Genomic DNA, 17,955 nt, shown 5'->3' on the forward strand with positions numbered 1-17,955 from the left:
ACAACAGGGAGAAGAACAATGGCAAAAGGCTACTGGATCGGACGTGTCGATGTGAGCAGTGACGAGGGCTACAAGCCCTACGCCGTCGCCAACGGTCCGATCTTCAAGAAATGGGGCGGTCGCTTCGTCGTCCGCGCCGGCAAGTTCACCACCGTCGAAGGCGCCAGCCGCTCCCGCAACGTCGTGATCGAATTCCCGGACTACGAGACCGCGATCGCCTGCTACAATTCGCCGGAATACCAGGCCAACATCAAGGTGCGCCAGCCGCACTCGATCGCCGACCTCATCATCATCGAGGGCTATGACGGCCCGCAGCCGTCTGACGGGTGAGGCGCCCTCTCGGGCCTGCATGATTCGAGACGCCCGCTCGCGCGGGCTCCTCACCATGAGGGTCTGATATCTCGCCGCGAAACGAGACCTCATCCTGAGGGCCCGCCGGAGGCGGGCGTCTCGAAGGATGGCCGCAGGCGACCTGCCTGACCCCCTCGGTTGCCGGAACTGCATCCCCCGGCTAAAACGGCCCTGAGAGGATCACACAATGTCCGACATGCGCCTGATTGTTGCTGGAGCCGGTGGCCGCATGGGCCGCGCGCTGGTGCGGGCGATTGGCGAGAGCAAAGGCGCTGTGCTGGCGGGCGCGCTTGAGATGCCGGGCTCGGAGCTGCTCGGCAAGGACGCCGGTGTGCTCGCAGGCCTGCCGGCCAACGGCATCAAGCTCTCCGCCGACCTCTGGGCGATGTCGAAGGAGGCCGACGGCATCCTCGATTTCACCGTGCCGGCCGCGACCATCGCCAATGTCGCGATCGCGGCCGAGCGCGGTATCGTGCATGTCGTCGGCACCACCGGATTGTCCGGCTCCGACAATGCTGTGATCAAGAGCGTCACCAACCGCGCCGTCGTGGTGCAGTCGGGCAATATGAGCCTCGGCGTCAACCTGCTTGCCGCAGTGGTCAAGCGCGTTGCCAAGGCGCTCGACCAGAGTTTTGATATCGAGATCGTCGAGACCCATCATCGCATGAAGGTCGACGCGCCATCCGGCACTGCGCTGATGCTGGGACAGGCTGCCGCCAGCGGTCGCGGCGTCATGCTCGATGAACATTCCGAGCGCGGCCGTGACGGCATCACCGGCGCGCGCAGGCCGGGCAATATCGGTTTCGCCTCGCTGCGCGGCGGCACCGTCGCCGGCGATCACAGCGTCACCTTCCTCGGGCCCTTCGAACGCCTGACGCTGTCGCATCAGGCTGAGGACCGCATGCTGTTCGCCCACGGCGCGCTGAAGGCGGCGCTGTGGGCGCACGGCAAGAAGCCGGGGCATTACTCCATGGCCGACGTGCTCGGCTTGTCTGACATTTGAACGAAACGGAAAGCAGTCGATGAGTGAACGTCTCCTCGTGCTCGTGCGCCACGGCCAGAGCGAATGGAATCTGAAGAACCTGTTCACGGGGTGGAAGGATCCCGACCTCACCGAGCTCGGCGTCAAGGAAGCCACGGAAGCCGGCCGCAAGCTGAAGGCGCAGGGCCTCGTGTTCGACGTCGCCTATACCTCAGTGCTCACGCGCGCGCAGCACACGCTCGATCTCATTCTCGGCGAGCTCGGCCAGAAGGGCTTGCCGACGACGAAGAACCTCGCGCTGAACGAGCGCGACTACGGCGATCTCTCCGGCCTCAACAAGGACGACGCCCGCAAGAAATGGGGCGAGGACCAGGTGCTGATCTGGCGCCGCTCCTACGACGTGCCGCCGCCCGGCGGCGAAAGCCTGAAGGACACGCTCGCGCGGGCCTTGCCGTACTACGTGCAGGAGATCCTGCCCGGCGTGCTCAACGGCAAGCGCACGCTGGTCGCCGCCCACGGCAATTCGCTCCGCGCGCTGATCATGGTGCTGGAAAAGCTGTCGCCCGAAGGCATTCTGAAGCGCGAGCTCGCCACCGGCGTGCCGATCATCTATCGGCTCAACGCGGATTCGACGGTGGCGTCAAAGCTGGATCTGGCGGGTTAGGCGAGATCTCGTAGGGTGGGTTAGCGCAGCGTAACCCACCATCTTTGCCGCAACGGAAACAGAAGAGGTGGGTTACGCCTGCGGCTAACCCACCCTGCGACATCGGCCTTACTGCATCCCCAGCTGCCCGGCTTCCCAGCCCAGCATCGCCTGCTTGCGGGTGATGCCCCAGTGATAGCCGGTGAGCGTGCCGCTCTTGCCGAGCGCGCGGTGGCAGGGCACGACGAACGAGACCGGGTTCTTGCCGACCGCCGCGCCGACGGCCCGTGAGGCCTTCGGGCTGTTGATGTTGCAGGCGATGTCCGAATAGGACACCGCGCGTCCCATCGGGATCTTCAGCAGCGTCTCCCACACCCGCACCTCGAAATCGGTGCCGATCATCACCACGCGCAACGGCTGGTCGGGCCGCCACAGCCTGGTGTCGAAGATGCGAGCGGCGAGCGGCGCGGTGCCTTCGTGGTCTTCGACATAAAGGGCGTTCGGCCAGCGCCGCGTCATGTCGGCGAGTGCGACCTTCTCCTCGCCGTGATCGGCAAAGGCCAGGCCTGACAGGCCACGGTCTGTCGCAATCACGATCGCGGTGCCGAACGGCGAGGGGTGAAAGCCGTAACGCAAGGTCAGGCCGGCGCCGCCGTTCTTCCATTCACCCGGCGACATGGCTTCATGGGTCACGAAGAGATCGTGCAGCCGGCCCGGTCCCGATAATCCCGAGTCGAGCGCGGCGTCGAGGATGCTCGCGGAATCCCGCAGCAATCCCTTGGCGTGATCGAGCGTCAGCGCCTGCATGAAAGCCTTCGGCGTGATCGAGGCCCAGCGGCGGAACAGATGGTGCAGCTCATCCGGCGTGACGCCGGCCGCATCCGCCATCGCCTCGATGGTCGGCTGCGCGCGCCAGTTCTCCGAAATGAAGGCGATCGCCCGACGCACCGAATCATAGTCGCGCAGCGCGGCGTTCTGGGGGCCCGGCTTGGTCAGGCGCTGGTCATGTATGGCGAGTGTCATCATGACCGGAAATGTAGGGGAGGGACGGCTGGGAAACCACCCGATTTCTGACTGTGCTCAAGTCACCGGATTGTAGGTCGGGCCGCGTCGGGCGGCATTCAGGGCGCCAACCAAGGCTTTGTAGAAACTCGCCTTTTCCTCAGGCCCGAGAAAGCCGGCGATGCGCAGCCGGCGGCTGCGCGAGATCAGATAGAGGTGCTCGATGCCGTATTCCTCGTCGACCTCCTGGTCGAGCCGGACCCAGAGCGGATTGAAGGTCCATTCCGAGACCTGGCCGCGATGGCTGACGCGTCGCACCCGCAGCTCCGAGGGCGTGACCAAGATCTCCTCGCTGGCCCGCGCCGCGCGAAAATTGGCCTTGAAGGCCCACCAGATCACGAGAACGTCGAGGCCGAAGAAGCCGAACACCGGCCAGGCACCCATCATCAGGAAGACGAGGCCCGTGACGAAGCTGACCACGCTCAGGAACAGCATCACGGCGAGGAAGCCGGTGCGGTTCAGCGAGCGATGCGGCGTCAGCAGCGCGGAGAAGATCTGCACGTCGCGCGGATCAGGATCGCTGCGCTCAATTTCGTTGCCTGTGCTCATCGTCCCTCAGTATATCCCGATCATGGCGAAAATCACCCGCAAGCCGGCTCCGCGGAAGGCGGATGTGCCGAAGAAGAAGGCAAAGGCGGTCGTCGCGAAGCCCAACGCGCCCGCCAGGAAGACGCTCAGGGCGATAAAGCGCTGGACGCCCGCCGAGGTCCACGAAGCCTTCAGCCGCTTTCGCAAGGCCAATCCGGAGCCGAAGGGCGAGCTCGAGCACGTCAATCCGTTCACGCTGCTGGTCGCCGTGGTGCTGTCGGCGCAGGCAACCGATGCCGGGGTCAACAAGGCGACGCGCGCCTTGTTCGAGGTCGCAGATACCCCGCGGAAGATGCTCGATCTCGGCGAGGAGCCCTTACGCGAGTACATCAAGACTATCGGTCTCTACCGCACCAAGGCCCGGAATGTGATCGCGCTGTCGGCCAAGCTGCTCAGCGAATTCGGCGGCGAGGTGCCGCGCACGCGCGCCGAGATCGAATCATTGCCGGGTGCGGGACGCAAGACCGCCAACGTCGTGCTCAACATGGCCTTCGGCGAGCACACCATGGCGGTCGACACGCATGTCTTCCGCGTTGGTAACCGTACGGGGCTGGCGCCGGGCAAGACGCCGCTCGAGGTCGAGCTCGGTCTCGAAAAGGTGATTCCGGCCGAGTTCATGCTCCATGCCCATCATTGGCTGATCCTGCACGGCCGCTATACTTGCCTCGCGCGCAAGCCGCGCTGCGAAGTTTGCCTGATCAACGATCTCTGCCGATGGCCGGAGAAGACGGTGTGACGGCGATAAGAGCAGAGCGTCTCGGGGTGAAATCGTGAGTCAACAGGAACAAGTCCCGCCCCCGGCTGTCGCCGCAACGCCGGCCCCGTCAGCGAAGCCGACGCAGCGGCCGGCCGCTTCGCTGTGGAGCCGGTTCGCGCTCCCGCTGTTCGCCGTGATCGTCGCGCTCGGCTTCGTCGCGCTGGCGACGCTGCGCTTCGACGAATGGGTCGGCAATGCCGTGATCCAGACCACCAATGATGCCTATGTGCGCGCCGAGCTGACGCGGCTGTCGAGCCGCGTCGCGGGCGAAGTTCTGACCGTCGCCGTCACCGACTTCCAGCGCGTCAAGTCCGGCGATCTCCTGGTCCAGATAGATCCCGCCGATTACGAGGCCCAAGTCGCACAGGCCGACGCCAATGTCGCCGCCGCGCAGGCAACCCTCGACAATCTGGCCAACCAGATCGAGCTGCAATATGCGACGATCGCGCAGGCGCAGGCTGCCCGGCTCTCGGCCGAAGCCATTGAGGTCGAGGCACGGCAGGAGCAGGAGCGCCAGCAATCGCTGTCGCAGACCGAATCCGGCACGCGGCAGAGGTTCGAGCAAGCCGTCGCGGCCTACGCCAAGGCGCAGGCCGACGTGCGCGCGAGCCGCGCCGTGATCGCGGCCCAGCAGCACCAGCTCGAGGTCCTGCAAGGCACCCGAAAGCAGCGTGCCGCCGACGTCGCGGCGGCCAAGGCGACGCTGGCGGGCGCCAAGCTCAAGCTCGGCTATACCAGGATCACAGCGCCGTTCGACGGCGTCGTCGGCGAGCGGCAGGTGCAGCCCGGCGACTACGTCAATATCGGCACCAACCTCATCAACGTGGTGCCGCTGCCGCAGGTCTATGTGATCGCGAACTACAAGGAAACCCAGCTCACGCACGTGGCGCCCGGGCAGCCTGTCGAAATCACCGTCGACAGTTTTCCGCGCCAGACGCTGCGCGGCAAGGTCGAGCGCATCGCGCCGGCGACGGGCTCGCAGGTCGCGCTGCTGCCACCTGACAACGCCACCGGCAATTTCACCAAGGTGGTGCAGCGCATCCCCGTGCGCATCCAGTTCGACGACAACCAGCCGCTGCTGGCGCGCCTGGTGCCGGGCATGTCGGTGGTCACCCGCATCGACACCAAGGACGGCAATGGCGGAAAATGACGACGCCGATCGCGGACCGCTCTCGCGCGGCGGCGTCGCGCCGCAGCCGCTGTTCGCCGTGGCGGCGGTGCTGCTCGGCTCGTTTCTCGCCAATTTCGACAGCCGGCTGACCACGGTCGGCCTGCCCGACCTGCGCGGCGCGTTCTCCCTCTCGTTCGACGAGGGCGCCTGGCTCTCCACCGCCGGCATCGGCTCGCAGATCTTCATCGCGCCCGCGGTGGCCTGGCTTGCCACCGTATTCGGCCTGCGCCGCGTGCTCGGCATTCCGAGCGTGGCCTATGCGCTGATCTCGCTGATCATTCCGTTCGTGCACGACTATCCGACGCTGCTCGCGCTTAGCGTCGTGCACGGCCTCTTGCTCGGCACCTTCGTGCCGGCGACGCTGATGATCGTGTTCCGCAACCTGCCGATCCGCTGGTGGCTGCCGGCGATCTCGATCTACTCAATCCGCGTCGGCTTCGCACTGGACACCTCGACCTCGCTGGTCGGATTCTATGTCGAGCATCTCGGTTGGCAATGGCTGTACTGGCAGGGTGTCGTGATCGCGCCGCTGATGGGCCTGATGGTGTATCTCGGCACGCCGAACGAGCCGGTGAACCGCGCGCTTCTGCGTGAGGCCGATTGGGGCGGCATGCTGCTGCTCGGCGCAGGGGTTGCGATGGTCTATGCCGGGCTCGATCAGGGCAACCGGCTGGACTGGCTGGGTTCGGGCACGGTGATGGCGTTGCTCGCTAGTGGCGCGGCGTTGCTCGTGGCCTTCCTGATCAACGAGTCGCTGGTGCGGCAGCCCTGGGCGCATGTGAACGTCTTGTTCTCGCGCAATATCGGCTTGGGACTGGTTCTGATCCTGCTCTACACGCTGACCAGCCTGTCCAATGCCTCGCTGGTGCCGAACTTCCTTGCCACCATCACCCAGCTCAGGCCGGAGCAGAGCGGCGTGCTGCTGCTCACCTATGGCGCGCTGCCGATGTTCGTGCTGGTGCCGCTCTCGATCTGGCTGCTGCGACATTTCGATACGCGGACCGTGGTGATCGCTGGATTTGCCTGCTTCGCCGCCGCCAATCTCTGGGGCACGCAGCTCACCCATGACTGGGCGCGCGAAGACTTCGCCGGCATCGTGCTGCTGCAGGCGATCGGGCAGGCGCTGACCCTGCTGCCGCTGATCATCACGCTGTTGTCGAACTCCGACCCGAGCCGCGCGACCTCGTTCGCCGCCTATATCCAGATTATGCGGCTCGGCGGTGCCGAGATCGGTGTCGCGCTGATGGGGACGTGGCTGCGCGTGCGCGAGCAGGTCCATTCCTTCTATCTCGGCCAGAACCTCGGCGTCGGCGATCTCGACGTGGTTCGTATCCTGAAGCAGCTCACCGATCAATTCGCCGCCCATGGGACAGGATCGGCGCAGGCCCGCGCGGTCGGAACGCTCGCCGGCTTCGTACAGCGCGAAGCCAATGTGCTCGCCTATATCGACGGCTTCTGGCTTTGCTTCTGGCTCGCAGTGGCCGCCCTCGGCGTCGTCGCACTGATCACCCGCGCGCCGCCCGGTCCGTTCACGCCAGCGCCGTTCGGCTTCGCCAAGACGGTGCTGCGGAAATGCGGCGTGCAGGTGACGTAGAGCGCGTCACCGCATCTGCCGCGACGGCTCGATCAACTCGGGCCGCGGGCCTGACAGCCGCTTGTGCATGTGGACCATGAAGGCCATGCCGAAGATCGGCGTCGCCAGGTTGACGATCGGGATCGAGACGAAGGCGGCGATGAACAGGCCGGCAGTGAAGATGGTGGCGGCATTGTCGCGCCGCATCGCCTTGGCCTCCTCCGGTGAGCGGAAGCGCATCGCGGCGAGCTCGAAATATTCCCGGCCGAGCAGCCAGGCGGCGGCGAGGAAGAAGACCAGGAAGCCGGCACCGGCGAACAACACCAGCGGCAAGGCGATCAGATAGACCACGATCGTCAGCAGGGCGGTCCTGACGCCTTCGAGAATCGCCTGGCCCACGGGCAGCGCCACGCCCGGCCGCTCGGCCGGGTAATGCTCGCGCTCGACGATGTCAGCGACGTCGTCGACGAACAGGCTCGCCACCAGCGAGGTGATCGCGGGCATCAGGAACACGCCGCCGAACACGACGCCGAGGCCCGCCGCGATCGAAACGATCCAGGACAAGACCTCGATAGAGGTGTGCCAGCCCGGCCCAAGCAGGCCTTCCAGCCAGACCTCACCAGAGGTCGCAAACCAGCTCAGCAGCCGCTGCAGGCCGATCGCCAGCACGGTGATCAGCACGAGCGCAAGACCGATCGACCGCCACAGGATCGAGCGCATCGGCGGCGAGATCATTTGCGACAGCGCCTTGATGGCGGCATCCAGCATGGGGGACCCTCGGTGGTGAATGACTTGCGAGAGGTAGACACCGATTGCCGCTTCGGCAAGGGAGGGTGGTTGCCTTGGACACCGCCGTGTCCCGGACGCGGCGCGGCATGAAATGACGCGCTGCTGAGCCGGGACGCGGGAGCTTGAGGCGAGGTGGGCCTCGGCTCTGCACCGCACCGCTACTGGACGATGCTTCGCATCGCCAGGGAAGCGTTGCCCTGCGTCCGGGGCGCGCAGCGCCTCAGCTACCCGTGCCGGTGCCCGTGCTTCCGCGCCTTCGCCGGCTTGCCCTCGCCGGTCGGGATCATCACCACGCGGCCGTAGCGGACGCCGCGTTCGGCGATGATGTGGTCGGCGAAATGCTTGACCTCGTCGGCCGACCCCTTCAGCGCCGTCATCTCCATGCAATTGTTGTCGTCGAGATGGACGTGCAGGGTCGCCAGCGCGAGGTCGTGATGGCCGTGGAATTCCTGCACCAGCCGTTTCGAGAGATCGCGCGCGGCGTGGTCGTAGACATAGACGAGGCCGGCGACGCATTGGCCGGTCTGAGCGGTGTCCTCGGTGCTCTGCTGCAGGCCGGCGCGGGCGAGATCGCGGATGATCTCGGACCGGTTCTGATAGCCGCGCGCCTCAGCCGCCGCGTCGATTTCCGCCAGCAGATCGTCCTCGATCGTGATCGTAATTCGCTGCATCAGATCCCCTTCGTACGTCTCGCCTGTGTCCCGTGAACCGTAGCCCGGATGGAGCGAAGCGCAATCCGGGACGGTGCCAATATGCGGGCAAGGCCCCCGGATTTCGCTTGCGCTCCATCCGGGCTACGCGGTGTCCTCACAGCCGCGTCGCCCGGAGCCGCAGCGCATTTCCAACCACGCTCACCGAGGACAAGGCCATCGCCGCCGCGGCGACGATCGGCGAGAGCAGCAGGCCGAAGGCCGGATAGAGGATGCCGGCCGCGATCGGGATGCCGGCGGCGTTGTAGATGAAGGCAAAGAACAGGTTTTGCCGGATGTTGCTCATCGTCGCCTGCGACAGCTTTCGCGCACGGACGATGCCGACGAGATCACCCTTGAGCAGGGTGATGCCGGCGCTCTCCATCGCGACATCGGTACCGGTGCCCATGGCGATGCCGACTTCGGCGGCGGCCAGCGCCGGTGCGTCGTTGACGCCGTCGCCAGCCATCGCGACGATGCGGCCGGCCTTTTGCAACCTGGTGACCACCGCGCTCTTCTGATCCGGCAGCACCTCGGCCTCGACATCGGCGATGCCGAGCCGGCGAGCCACGGCCTCCGCCGTCGTCCGGTTGTCGCCGGTCAGCATGATCACCTTGATGCCTTCGGCCGCGAGCGCCTTCAGCGCCTCCGGGGTCGAAGCCTTGACCGGGTCGGCGATCGCGAACAGGCCGGCGAGCCGGCCATCGACGGCCATGTTGATCACCGTGGCCCCGTCCTGGCGCAGCCGTTCGGCCTCGGCGTGGAGTGTCGTCGTGTCGATCCCGAGCGAGGTGAGATATCCGGCATTACCGAGCGCGATGGTCTTGCCGTCGACCTTGCCGGTGGCGCCCTTGCCGGTCGGCGAGTCGAATTGCTCGACCTGGCCGAGGGCAAGCGGCTTCTCCTTGGCCGCGCGCACAATGGCGTCGGCCAAGGGATGCTCACTGGCGCGCTCCACGCTGGCCGCGAGCCGGAGGATGTCGTCTTCCACGAAACCGGATACCGGCACGATCGAGACCACCTTGGGCTTGCCCTCAGTCAGCGTGCCCGTCTTGTCGACCACCAGCGTGTCGATCTTCTCCATCCGCTCCAGCGCCTCGGCGTTCTTGATCAGCACGCCCGCTTGCGCGCCGCGGCCGACGCCGACCATGATCGACATCGGGGTCGCGAGGCCAAGCGCGCAGGGGCAGGCGATGATCAGCACGCTGACGGCGGCGACCAGGCCGAAGGCCAGCCGCGGCTCTGGTCCGAACCAGGCCCAGGCGCCGAAGGCGACGATCGCGACGAAGATGACGGTGGGCACGAACCAGCCTGCGACCTGATCGGCCAGCCGCTGGATCGGCGCGCGCGAACGCTGCGCGTCGGCGACCATCTGCACGATCTGCGACAATAGCGTCTCGCGTCCGACCTTGTCGGCGCGCATGACGAAGCTGCCGGATTGGTTCAGCGTGCCGGCGATGACCTTGGCGCCGGCCTCCTTGGTGACGGGCATCGATTCGCCTGTCACCAGGGATTCGTCGAGCGAGGAACGTCCTTCCAGGATGCTTCCGTCGACCGGCACCTTCTCGCCGGGGCGAACGCGCAAGCGGTCGCCGGCGTGAAGCGTGTCGATCTCGACCTCGTGCTCGCTGCCATCGGCGTCGACGCGCCGCGCGGTCTTGGGCGCGAGCTGCAACAGCGCCTTGATCGCGCCGGAGGTCGCATCGCGGGCGCGCAGCTCCAGCATCTGGCCGAGCAGCACAAGTACGGTGATGACCGCAGCCGCCTCGAAATAGACGGCAACCGCACCTTCATGGCCGCGGAAATTGGCAGGAAAAATCTGCGGCGCGACCGTGCCGATGATGCTGTAGACATAGGCAACCCCTGTGCCCATCGCGATCAGCGTGAACATGTTGAAGTTGCGCGTCAGCAGCGATTGCCAGCCGCGAACGAAGAACGGCCAGCCGGCCCACAGCACTACGGGGGTGGCGAAGGCGAGCTGAATCCAGTTCGACAGGGTGGGATCAATCCAGTTGTGAGGACCGGCGAGATGACCGCCCATCTCCAGCACCACGGCCGGTAACGCGAGCGCGCCGCCGATCCAGAACCGCCGTGTCATGTCGGCGAGCTCCGGGTTGGGACCGGTGTCGAGGCTCGCCACTTCAGGCTCCAGCGCCATGCCGCAGATCGGGCAGCTGCCGGGTCCGACCTGGCGGATCTCCGGATGCATCGGGCAGGTGTAGATCGTGCCCGCCGGCATTTCGGGTTCGGGCAGCTTCTCCTTGGCGAGATATTTGGCTGGGTCAGTGGCGAACTTGGTGCGGCAGCCGGCCGAGCAGAAATGGAAGGTCTCGCCGTGATGCGTGAGGTGATGCTTCGAGGTCGCGGGATCGACGCTCATGCCGCAGACGGGATCTTTGACCTTGGTCGCGGTGTCACCGAGATCATGAGTGTGGCCGGACTGATCGCCGTGCCCGCCGCAGGAGGAGGCCGCGGGCTTGTCGGCCGGCGTCGCCGTGTTGGTCGAACAGCCGCATCCGGCGTGAGCGGTTGCGTCGTGATGATGCCCGTGTTCGGGGTTGTTCATTGTCCTGCTCCAGCGGTGTCCAGGTCTTGCAACCCATACCCGGTAGGGGTATATAGACCCCATGCGCAAGGACATCAAGGCATCCGTCGGAAAACGTCTCGGCCGGATCGAGGGCCAGGTTCGCGGCCTCTCGAAAATGGTAGAGGAAGACCGCTACTGCATCGACATCGTGACGCAGATCTCGGCGGTGCGTGCCGCGCTGCGCCGGGTCGAGGAGGAGGTCCTCAAGGACCATGTCGCCCATTGCGTCGAGCACGCGATATCGAGCGGCGACAAGGCCGACCAACGCGCGAAGATCGCGGAGCTGATGGCGGTAATCGGACGGGCGGAGAGGTAGCTCTCGTCATTGCGAGCGCAGCGACGCAGCGAAGCCATCCGGACTGTCTCCGAGGACATGGTCTGGCTTGCTTCGTCGCAAGGGCTCCTCGCAATGACGGTTGCGCAGGCGAGATCGCGCTACGACAGCTGGGCTTAAGCTGCGATCTCGCAAGCCTGTCCGCGGCGCCGCGCGCGGTACATCGCGAGTTCGTTCAGCTGTACGAAATGCTCGGAGAAGGCGGCGCTCGCCTCCGCAAGGCACGCGCTCACTTGCTCAGCCGGAATCTCACTCGGCGCCTCTTCGTCAACCGCTTCAGGAACGAGCGGCGGCGCCATGAACGTTTCTGGAAACACACTGAATGAGCCTGCTACCTCCTCGAGCGGCTTCTGCTTGTCGGCCCAGTGCAGCGCGGTGTAATCGAACCCGTGCACGATGGTGGGTTTGACGACCTCGAAATAGGGCGAGATGTCGAAGTCGCGGGGCATGTAGAGCGAGGAATCGCGGATGTGCAGGATCTCGCGGCGGGCGGCGCGGCTGCCGGCCTTGGTGATCTTCGGCAGGATCGGATAGCGCACCGCGTCGAACGCCTGTGCGATCAGCGCCGAGCAGATGATCTTGGTCGGATCGCCCGAGCCGATCGCGATCATGCGTCGCCGCCAGCGCTGCGGCACCGGCAACGGGAACAGAAAACGCATGAGGTCGACGATGTTCTTGGTGTCGTAGCCGAAGCCGATGCGGTTGATTGCATAGCGGCACACCGTGGTGCGGTCCTCGTAGGACAGCCCGACCGGGCGGCAAACGCGGGTGTGATACGGGAAATATTTCGACAGCGGCGCAGAGGTGACGCCTTCGCCGATATTGGCCTCGATCAGCACATGAGGTTCGCCGTCGGGCTCTTCGGCGCCCTCGACCGGGCCGACATAAAGCGCGGCGTGCGACCACGTCGACTGCGTAAGATATTTGATGATGCCGGAGATGCGGTTGTTGCCCTCGACCAGCAGCACGTCGCCGGGTTCGATGACGCCGCGCAGGTGCTCCGGGTCGCTCGGCGTGAACGGCTCGTAGCCCGGCACCTCCTTGGAGAGGTACGCGGCAATCAGCTTGCCGACTGAGTCCAGGACCGTCCCCATTTCCAACTCCCCCCACGGCCTTTTGCGGCCGTCTTTTTCCCTTCTCTATCATGGTCTAAACCTGTTGCAATTCGGTTCATCACTCCGTGACATCAAGCACGATTGATTCACCATGATGGTTGCCGTGCAACATCAGATGCGGCAAGGTTCTCTGACTGTTCCCGTTCGCCGCAAGTCCTCGGAAACCATGTCATGACAATCACGCGCCGCGGCTTCCTTGTCGCGTCGGCAGGCCTTGCCGCAACGCCGGTCCTGCGTGCAACCGCCGCACCCCTACCGCGCGAGGCCGACATCGTCGTGATCGGCGCGGGGGCTGCGGGAATCGCCGCGGCGCGGCGCATCGTGGCGACGGGCCGCAAGGTCGTCGTGATGGAAGCGGCATCGCAGATCGGCGGCCGCTGTATCACCGACAGCACGACCTTCGAAGTGCCGTTCGACCGCGGTGCGCGCTGGATGCACAATCCCGACACCAATCCGATGATCCGGCTGGCGCGCAGCGTCGGGCTGGACGTGCTGCCGGCGCCAACGGGCCAGAAGATGCGCATCGGCCGCCGCAACGCGCGCGCGGGCGAGACCGAGCAATTCCTGGCGGCACTGGTGCGCGCCAACCGCGCCATCGACGATGCCTCGCGGGCCAAGCTGGATACGTCTTGCGCGTCCGTGCTGCCGAAGGATCTCGGCGACTGGGCGGGCGCGGCCGATTTCATGCTGGGCGCGGGCTTTGCCGGCAAGGACCTGAAGGAACTGTCCGCGATCGACAAGGGACGCGCGCAGGACCGCAACGCAGCGATCGCCTGCCGTCAGGGCCTGGGTACGCTGATCACCAAGCTGGGCGAGCAGTCGCCCGTGGCACTGTCGACGCCGGCGAGCCGCGTCGCCTGGAACAACCGCGACGTCAGCGTGGAGACGCCAGCGGGGAAGATCGCCGCGCGCGCCGTCATCGTCACGGTCTCGACCAACGTGCTGACATCGGGCGCGATCAAGTTCACGCCCGACATTCCCAAACGCACGCTGGATGCGGCCTCGAAGCTCGGCCTCGGCAGCTATGATCGCATCGTGATGCAATTGCCGGGCAATCCGCTCGGCCTGTCACGCGACGATATCCTGATCGAGCAGAGCAATTCGACGCGTACGGCGCTGATGTTCGCCAATATTGGCGGCTCCTCGCTGTGTTCGATCGACGTCGGAGGCGCATTCGGCCGCGATCTCTCCGAGCAGGGCGACAAGGCGATGGCCGCCTTCGCCAGAGAATGGATCACAAAATTGTTCGGCAGCGAGGCCGCGGCTGCCGTCGGGAAGACCAGCGCGACCCGCTGGAATGCCTCGCCCTATGTCATGGGCGCGATGTCGGCGGCGTCCCCCGGCGGCCAGCTGTCGCGAAGAATCCTGAGCGAGCCGATCGGCAATGTCTTCCTCGCGGGCGAGGCCACGCACGAGACGCTGTGGGGCACCGTCGACGGCGCCTGGGAAAGCGGTGAGCGCGCCGCGGACGCAGCTTTGCGCAAGATCGGTGCGCTCAAGCAAGAGCCCGCTGACGTGCCGACGCAGTCGACTAAGAAACGCCGCGTGCCGCGACAGTAGGCGGGGATTTAGCGCAGCACGCCGTCCAGCACCGGCAGTCCCGCGATCACCGCCATCGCGATCAGCGCATAGCAGATCGCACGAAACACTTTCTCGCTCGCGCGGCCGAACAGCGAGGCGCCGAAGGCGACGCCGATCGCGTAGACCGGGCCGACGATCAGCGAGAGCACGAGCGATTCACGGCTGATCAGGCCTGTCGTCGCATAGCTGACCAACGAGAAGAAATCGGACGCGCCGAAGAACAGCACGATATTGGCGCGCGCGACGATCGGTGCGATCGGGCGGCCGAGCCAATAGCCGACGATCGGCGGGCCGCCGGTCTGCGCAAGGCCGCTGCAGAAGCCCGACAGGCTGCCAATTCCGACCGATAGCCATGCGTGGTCCTTGCCGCGATAGCGCCAGCCCGACAGCAGCAGGAGCAGCAGCGCGGCGACGAAGCACGAGATGATCCAGCGCGTGGTGACGGGTTCGAGCACGCTGAGGAAATAGGTGCCGACGGGAACGCCGACCAGCGCGCCCAGCACGATCACCGCGGTGGCCTTGCGATCCGCCTTCCGCCATGCATCCGGAAGCAGCGGCGCCGCCGCGATGAAATCGATCACAAGAAGCAAGGCGGCGACGAGCCGCGGCGCGGCGATGCTGCTCGCCAACGGCATGAAGATCAGCGCGGAGCCGAAGCCGGAGAAGCCGCGCGCAGTACCGGAAACGAACGCGACGGCGCAGAGCGCCATCGCGATGCTGAGGCTGACGTCCTTCGGAAGGAAGTCCGCAATACTCATCCCCGCAGCGTGCCGCCGGTCTTCTTCGTGACCTCGGCCACGATCTTTGCGGCGACGGCCTCGATCTCCTGATCGGTCAGCGTCTTCTCGCGCGGCTGGATCGTCACGGCGATGCCGATCGATTTCTTGCCGTCGTCGATGCCCTTGCCCTCGTAGACGTCGAACACGTTCACGGCGGTGATCAGCTTCTTGTCGACGCCCTGCGCGGCCCGCACGATGTCGGCGGCCTTCACGCTGCGATCGACGATGAAGGCGAAGTCGCGCGTGACAGGCTGGAATGCAGAGAGTTCGATCACGGGCTTGGCGCGGGTCGGCTTCTTCTTCGCCTCGGGGATTCGGTCGAGGATCACCTCGAACACCATCAGCGGACCGTCGGCGCCGAGCGCCTCGAGCGCTCTGGGGTGCACCTCGCCGAAATGGCCGAGCACGTTCTGCGGCCCGATCTGGATCGTGCCGGAGCGACCCGGATGCAGCCATGCGGGGCCGCCGGCGACGATCTGCAGCGCCTGCATCGGCGCGCCGGCGGCTGCCAGCACGGCCAGCGCATCCGCCTTGGCGTCGAACACGTCAGCCTGGGCCGAGCCCGACCAGTGCCGCCCCAAGCCTTCCGAGGAGGCAAAGCCGCGACGCACGCCGCCTGCGGCCAGGAACTGATCCTGCGGGCGGTCGCCCTTGAACACCTGGCCGACCTCGAACAGGGCGACATCGCTGACGCCGCGATTGGCGTTGGCTTGTGCGGCCGCGATCAGGCCCGCGAGCAGCGTCGGGCGCATGTCGGAGAGATCCGCCGCGATCGGGTTTGCGACTTCGAGCTCGCGCTGACCGCCGCCGAACAGCTTTGCCGCGGACTTCGTGATGAACGACCAGGTCACCGCTTCGATGACGCCGCGGCTTGCGAGCGCGCGCCTCGCGCGCCGGGTTCGCTGCTGAAGCGCCGTCAGCACCGGCTTGCGCGCGTCCTCACCCCGGTCGAACGGCGTCAGCGGCACCTTGTCGACGCCGACAATGCGGACGATCTCCTCGACGATGTCGGCCTTGCCGTGCACGTCGGAGCGCCACGAGGGCACCGCCACCTTCACGACCGGGCCGGGGCCGGCCATCATGAAGCCGAGATGAGTCAGGATGCGCTTCATCTCGGGTTGCGGCACCTCGATGCCGGAGAGGCGCTTGACCTCGGTGAGAGGAAAATCGATCACGCGGTCCTCGCCGAAGGCCTTGCCGGCCACGACGGTCTCGGACGGCGTGCCGCCGCACATCTCCATGACGAGCTTGGTCGCGAGCTCCAGCCCCGGCACCATGAAGGCCGGATCGACGCCGCGCTCGAAGCGGTAGCGCGCGTCCGAATTGATGCCGAGCTTGCGGCCGGTCTGGGCGATATTGATCTCGTTCCACAGCGCCGATTCGATCAGTACGTCGGTGGTATCATCGTCGCAGCCCGAAGCTTCGCCGCCCATGATGCCGGCGAGCGATTCGACGCCGTGCTCGTCCGCGATCACGCAAACGGCGGGATCGAGATTGTAGGTGCGGCCGTCGAGCGCGAGCAGCGTCTCACCGTCACGCGCGCGGCGGACGACGAGATTGCCCTTCACCTTCCTGGCGTCGAAAACGTGCAACGGACGCGCGCGGTCGTAGGTCATGAAGTTGGTGATGTCGACCAGCGCGTTGATCGGACGCAGCCCGATCGCGGTCAACCGCTTCTGCAGCCATTCCGGCGATGGGCCGTTCTTGACGCCACGCACGAGGCGGAGCGCAAATCCCGGACACAGCGTGGCGTCTTCGACCGTGACCTGCACGGGACAAGGGAATTCGCCCTTGATCGGCTTGATGGTCGGATCCTTGAACTTGCCCATGTCGGCGGCGGCGAGGTCGCGCGCGATGCCATGTACCCCGGTGCAGTCCTGCCGGTTAGGCGTCAGATTGATCTCGACCACGGGATCGCCGAGGCCGGCCCATTCGGCATAGCCTGCGCCGACCGGTGCATCCGCCGGCAATTCCATGATGCCGTCATGGTCGTTGGAGATTTGCAGCTCGGCCGCCGAACACAGCATGCCGCGGCTCTCGACGCCGCGGATGGTGCCGACGCCGAGGGTGATGTCCTTGCCGGGAATGTAGGTGCCGGGAGGCGAGAACACGCTGACGAGACCGCTGCGCGCATTCGGTGCGCCGCAGACGACCTGCACCGGTGCTGCGCCGTTACCGGTATCGACCATGCAGACCCGCAGCCGATCCGCATTCGGGTGCTGCTCGGCCGAGATCACCTTCGCAATGGTGAACGGCTTCAGCGCCTTCGCCTTGTCCTCGATGTTCTCGACCTCGAGCCCGATCATGGTGAGCTTGTCGGCGAGTTTTTCCAAGGGCTCGTCGGTCTCGAGATGATCCTTCAGCCAGGAGAGGGTGAATTTCATGGCTGCTTCTTCTCCACGGAGACGGTGTGCTCCCTCCCCCGCTTGCGGGGGAGGGTTGGGGAGAGGGTTCTCTCCGCAATGGCAGTGACGATTGTTTCGAGAACGCCGGCACGGTGGGTCACGACATCGAGATTGCTGAAGCGGAGCACCTTGAAGCCCTTTGCTTCGATGGCGGCAGATCGCCGCGCATCGGCGCGTTCGCCTTCATCCGAGAAGTGTTGGCCGCCATCGAGCTCGATGACGAGCTTGGCTGTGTGGCAGATGAAATCGGCGACGTAGCGCTCGATCGGCACCTGGCGACGGAAGACCACGCCGTTCAATCGGCCGGCGCGCAGCTCGGACCACAGAATGCGCTCGGCATCGGTCGAGTTGCGCCTAAGGGCGCGCGCATTTGCGCGCAGCTTGGGTGAGACATTCCAGTCCGGATGCTTGGGATCGACCATTGGCAGCCCCCTTGCGGAGAAACCCTCTCCCCAACCCTCCCCCGCAAGCGGGGGAGGGAGCTCGATCTGTCGAGCTGAAAGAGAATACGTCCCTAGGAACTGAAAGCCACGCCCGCACTCCCTCCGT

Annotated in this window: 17 protein-coding genes; 8 read left to right on the plus strand and 9 right to left on the minus strand. The window is 65.9% G+C overall.

Annotation, left to right across the window (positions count from 1 at the left end):
• Positions 1-18 precede the first annotated feature (18 nt).
• The 3 genes from IVB24_RS02925 (at position 19) to IVB24_RS02935 (ending at position 1,997) form a co-directional block, all read left to right on the plus strand.
• Entirely contained in the window at positions 19-330 is a 312-nt protein-coding gene (locus IVB24_RS02925) for a DUF1330 domain-containing protein (protein ID WP_247772000.1), read from the plus strand.
• 208 nt (positions 331-538) lie between these two features.
• Positions 539-1,354, plus strand: a complete 816-nt coding sequence (gene dapB, locus IVB24_RS02930) for a 4-hydroxy-tetrahydrodipicolinate reductase (RefSeq protein WP_247772001.1) — start codon at positions 539-541, stop codon at positions 1,352-1,354.
• Between the two features lie 19 nt (positions 1,355-1,373).
• The gene (locus IVB24_RS02935) at positions 1,374-1,997 is read left to right on the plus strand and encodes a 2,3-bisphosphoglycerate-dependent phosphoglycerate mutase (RefSeq protein ID WP_097660446.1); all 624 of its coding nucleotides are present in this window, start codon (positions 1,374-1,376) and stop codon (positions 1,995-1,997) included.
• Between the two features lie 108 nt (positions 1,998-2,105).
• On the opposite strand, the gene IVB24_RS02940 is transcribed toward IVB24_RS02935, so the two are convergent.
• Both IVB24_RS02940 and IVB24_RS02945 read right to left on the minus strand, forming a co-directional pair.
• Complete coding sequence (locus IVB24_RS02940) at positions 2,106-3,002, minus strand: bifunctional helix-turn-helix domain-containing protein/methylated-DNA--[protein]-cysteine S-methyltransferase (RefSeq protein ID WP_166467627.1); 897 nt, start codon at positions 3,000-3,002, stop codon at positions 2,106-2,108.
• A 54-nt stretch (positions 3,003-3,056) separates the two neighbouring features.
• Positions 3,057-3,587: a DUF2244 domain-containing protein gene (locus IVB24_RS02945; protein WP_094976026.1), complete on the minus strand. Its 531-nt coding sequence runs from the start codon at positions 3,585-3,587 to the stop codon at positions 3,057-3,059.
• A gap of 22 nt (positions 3,588-3,609) precedes the next feature.
• On the opposite strand from IVB24_RS02945, the gene nth reads away from it, so the two are divergent.
• Genes nth through IVB24_RS02960 form a run of 3 tightly spaced genes read left to right on the plus strand, consistent with a single transcriptional unit; the run spans position 3,610 to position 7,148 of the window.
• On the plus strand, positions 3,610-4,362 hold the full coding sequence (nth, locus tag IVB24_RS02950; RefSeq protein ID WP_162308829.1) for an endonuclease III: 753 nt from the start codon (positions 3,610-3,612) through the stop codon (positions 4,360-4,362).
• 34 nt (positions 4,363-4,396) lie between these two features.
• On the plus strand, positions 4,397-5,533 hold the full coding sequence (locus IVB24_RS02955; protein ID WP_247772002.1) for an HlyD family secretion protein: 1,137 nt from the start codon (positions 4,397-4,399) through the stop codon (positions 5,531-5,533).
• Complete coding sequence (locus IVB24_RS02960) at positions 5,520-7,148, plus strand: MFS transporter (protein ID WP_247772003.1); 1,629 nt, start codon at positions 5,520-5,522, stop codon at positions 7,146-7,148. The genes IVB24_RS02955 and IVB24_RS02960 overlap by 14 nt, the downstream gene beginning before the upstream one ends.
• 6 nt (positions 7,149-7,154) lie before the next feature.
• Here the strand turns inward: IVB24_RS02960 and IVB24_RS02965 are convergent, their stop codons facing one another.
• From IVB24_RS02965 to IVB24_RS02975, 3 genes are all read right to left on the minus strand, one after another.
• Positions 7,155-7,895: a sulfate transporter family protein gene (locus tag IVB24_RS02965; RefSeq protein WP_247772004.1), complete on the minus strand. Its 741-nt coding sequence runs from the start codon at positions 7,893-7,895 to the stop codon at positions 7,155-7,157.
• A 245-nt stretch (positions 7,896-8,140) separates the two neighbouring features.
• Entirely contained in the window at positions 8,141-8,587 is a 447-nt protein-coding gene (gene nikR, locus IVB24_RS02970) for a nickel-responsive transcriptional regulator NikR (RefSeq protein ID WP_094976030.1), read from the minus strand.
• A gap of 136 nt (positions 8,588-8,723) precedes the next feature.
• Positions 8,724-11,171, minus strand: coding sequence for a heavy metal translocating P-type ATPase (locus IVB24_RS02975; RefSeq protein WP_247774276.1), 2,448 nt, complete (start codon positions 11,169-11,171; stop codon positions 8,724-8,726).
• A 61-nt stretch (positions 11,172-11,232) separates the two neighbouring features.
• On the opposite strand from IVB24_RS02975, the gene IVB24_RS02980 reads away from it, so the two are divergent.
• Positions 11,233-11,508, plus strand: coding sequence for a metal-sensitive transcriptional regulator (locus IVB24_RS02980; protein ID WP_018645028.1), 276 nt, complete (start codon positions 11,233-11,235; stop codon positions 11,506-11,508).
• 134 nt (positions 11,509-11,642) lie between these two features.
• Here the strand turns inward: IVB24_RS02980 and IVB24_RS02985 are convergent, their stop codons facing one another.
• Positions 11,643-12,620: a YiiX/YebB-like N1pC/P60 family cysteine hydrolase gene (locus IVB24_RS02985; protein ID WP_247772005.1), complete on the minus strand. Its 978-nt coding sequence runs from the start codon at positions 12,618-12,620 to the stop codon at positions 11,643-11,645.
• Positions 12,621-12,812: 192 nt separating this feature from the next.
• Between IVB24_RS02985 and IVB24_RS02990 the strand changes: the two genes are divergently transcribed.
• Positions 12,813-14,201, plus strand: a complete 1,389-nt coding sequence (locus tag IVB24_RS02990) for an NAD(P)/FAD-dependent oxidoreductase (protein WP_247772006.1) — start codon at positions 12,813-12,815, stop codon at positions 14,199-14,201.
• An 8-nt stretch (positions 14,202-14,209) separates the two neighbouring features.
• Here IVB24_RS02990 and IVB24_RS02995 read toward each other — a convergent pair whose 3' ends face one another.
• The 3 genes from IVB24_RS02995 to IVB24_RS03005 are packed head-to-tail and all read right to left on the minus strand — an operon-like array spanning position 14,210 to position 17,828.
• Positions 14,210-14,980, minus strand: a complete 771-nt coding sequence (locus tag IVB24_RS02995) for a sulfite exporter TauE/SafE family protein (protein WP_140481760.1) — start codon at positions 14,978-14,980, stop codon at positions 14,210-14,212.
• A complete protein-coding gene (pheT, locus tag IVB24_RS03000; protein WP_247772007.1) occupies positions 14,977-17,385 on the minus strand; it encodes a phenylalanine--tRNA ligase subunit beta in 2,409 nt (802 codons plus the stop codon). Before pheT ends, IVB24_RS02995 begins: the two co-directional genes overlap by 4 nt.
• Complete coding sequence (locus IVB24_RS03005) at positions 17,382-17,828, minus strand: endonuclease domain-containing protein (protein WP_166476632.1); 447 nt, start codon at positions 17,826-17,828, stop codon at positions 17,382-17,384. Before IVB24_RS03005 ends, pheT begins: the two co-directional genes overlap by 4 nt.
• Positions 17,829-17,955 lie beyond the last annotated feature (127 nt).

This window comes from Bradyrhizobium sp. 192 (genome assembly GCF_023100965.1).
GTDB classification, from domain to species: domain Bacteria; phylum Pseudomonadota; class Alphaproteobacteria; order Rhizobiales; family Xanthobacteraceae; genus Bradyrhizobium; species Bradyrhizobium symbiodeficiens.

Excerpts from the sequence above, each read along its gene's own strand:
- IVB24_RS02925 (WP_247772000.1), top strand. The coding sequence starts at position 19 with ATGGCAAAAGGCTACTGGATCGGACGTGTCGATGTGAGCAGTGACGAG.
- dapB (WP_247772001.1), top strand. The coding sequence starts at position 539 with ATGTCCGACATGCGCCTGATTGTTGCTGGAGCCGGTGGCCGCATGGGC.
- IVB24_RS02935 (WP_097660446.1), top strand. The coding sequence starts at position 1,374 with ATGAGTGAACGTCTCCTCGTGCTCGTGCGCCACGGCCAGAGCGAATGG.
- IVB24_RS02940 (WP_166467627.1), bottom strand. The coding sequence starts at position 3,002 with ATGATGACACTCGCCATACATGACCAGCGCCTGACCAAGCCGGGCCCC.
- IVB24_RS02945 (WP_094976026.1), bottom strand. The coding sequence starts at position 3,587 with ATGAGCACAGGCAACGAAATTGAGCGCAGCGATCCTGATCCGCGCGAC.
- nth (WP_162308829.1), top strand. The coding sequence starts at position 3,610 with ATGGCGAAAATCACCCGCAAGCCGGCTCCGCGGAAGGCGGATGTGCCG.
- IVB24_RS02960 (WP_247772003.1), top strand. The coding sequence starts at position 5,520 with ATGGCGGAAAATGACGACGCCGATCGCGGACCGCTCTCGCGCGGCGGC.
- IVB24_RS02965 (WP_247772004.1), bottom strand. The coding sequence starts at position 7,895 with ATGCTGGATGCCGCCATCAAGGCGCTGTCGCAAATGATCTCGCCGCCG.
- nikR (WP_094976030.1), bottom strand. The coding sequence starts at position 8,587 with ATGCAGCGAATTACGATCACGATCGAGGACGATCTGCTGGCGGAAATC.
- IVB24_RS02975 (WP_247774276.1), bottom strand. The coding sequence starts at position 11,171 with ATGAACAACCCCGAACACGGGCATCATCACGACGCAACCGCTCACGCC.
- IVB24_RS02980 (WP_018645028.1), top strand. The coding sequence starts at position 11,233 with ATGCGCAAGGACATCAAGGCATCCGTCGGAAAACGTCTCGGCCGGATC.
- IVB24_RS02985 (WP_247772005.1), bottom strand. The coding sequence starts at position 12,620 with ATGGGGACGGTCCTGGACTCAGTCGGCAAGCTGATTGCCGCGTACCTC.
- IVB24_RS02990 (WP_247772006.1), top strand. The coding sequence starts at position 12,813 with ATGACAATCACGCGCCGCGGCTTCCTTGTCGCGTCGGCAGGCCTTGCC.
- IVB24_RS02995 (WP_140481760.1), bottom strand. The coding sequence starts at position 14,980 with ATGAGTATTGCGGACTTCCTTCCGAAGGACGTCAGCCTCAGCATCGCG.
- pheT (WP_247772007.1), bottom strand. The coding sequence starts at position 17,385 with ATGAAATTCACCCTCTCCTGGCTGAAGGATCATCTCGAGACCGACGAG.
- IVB24_RS03005 (WP_166476632.1), bottom strand. The coding sequence starts at position 17,828 with ATGGTCGATCCCAAGCATCCGGACTGGAATGTCTCACCCAAGCTGCGC.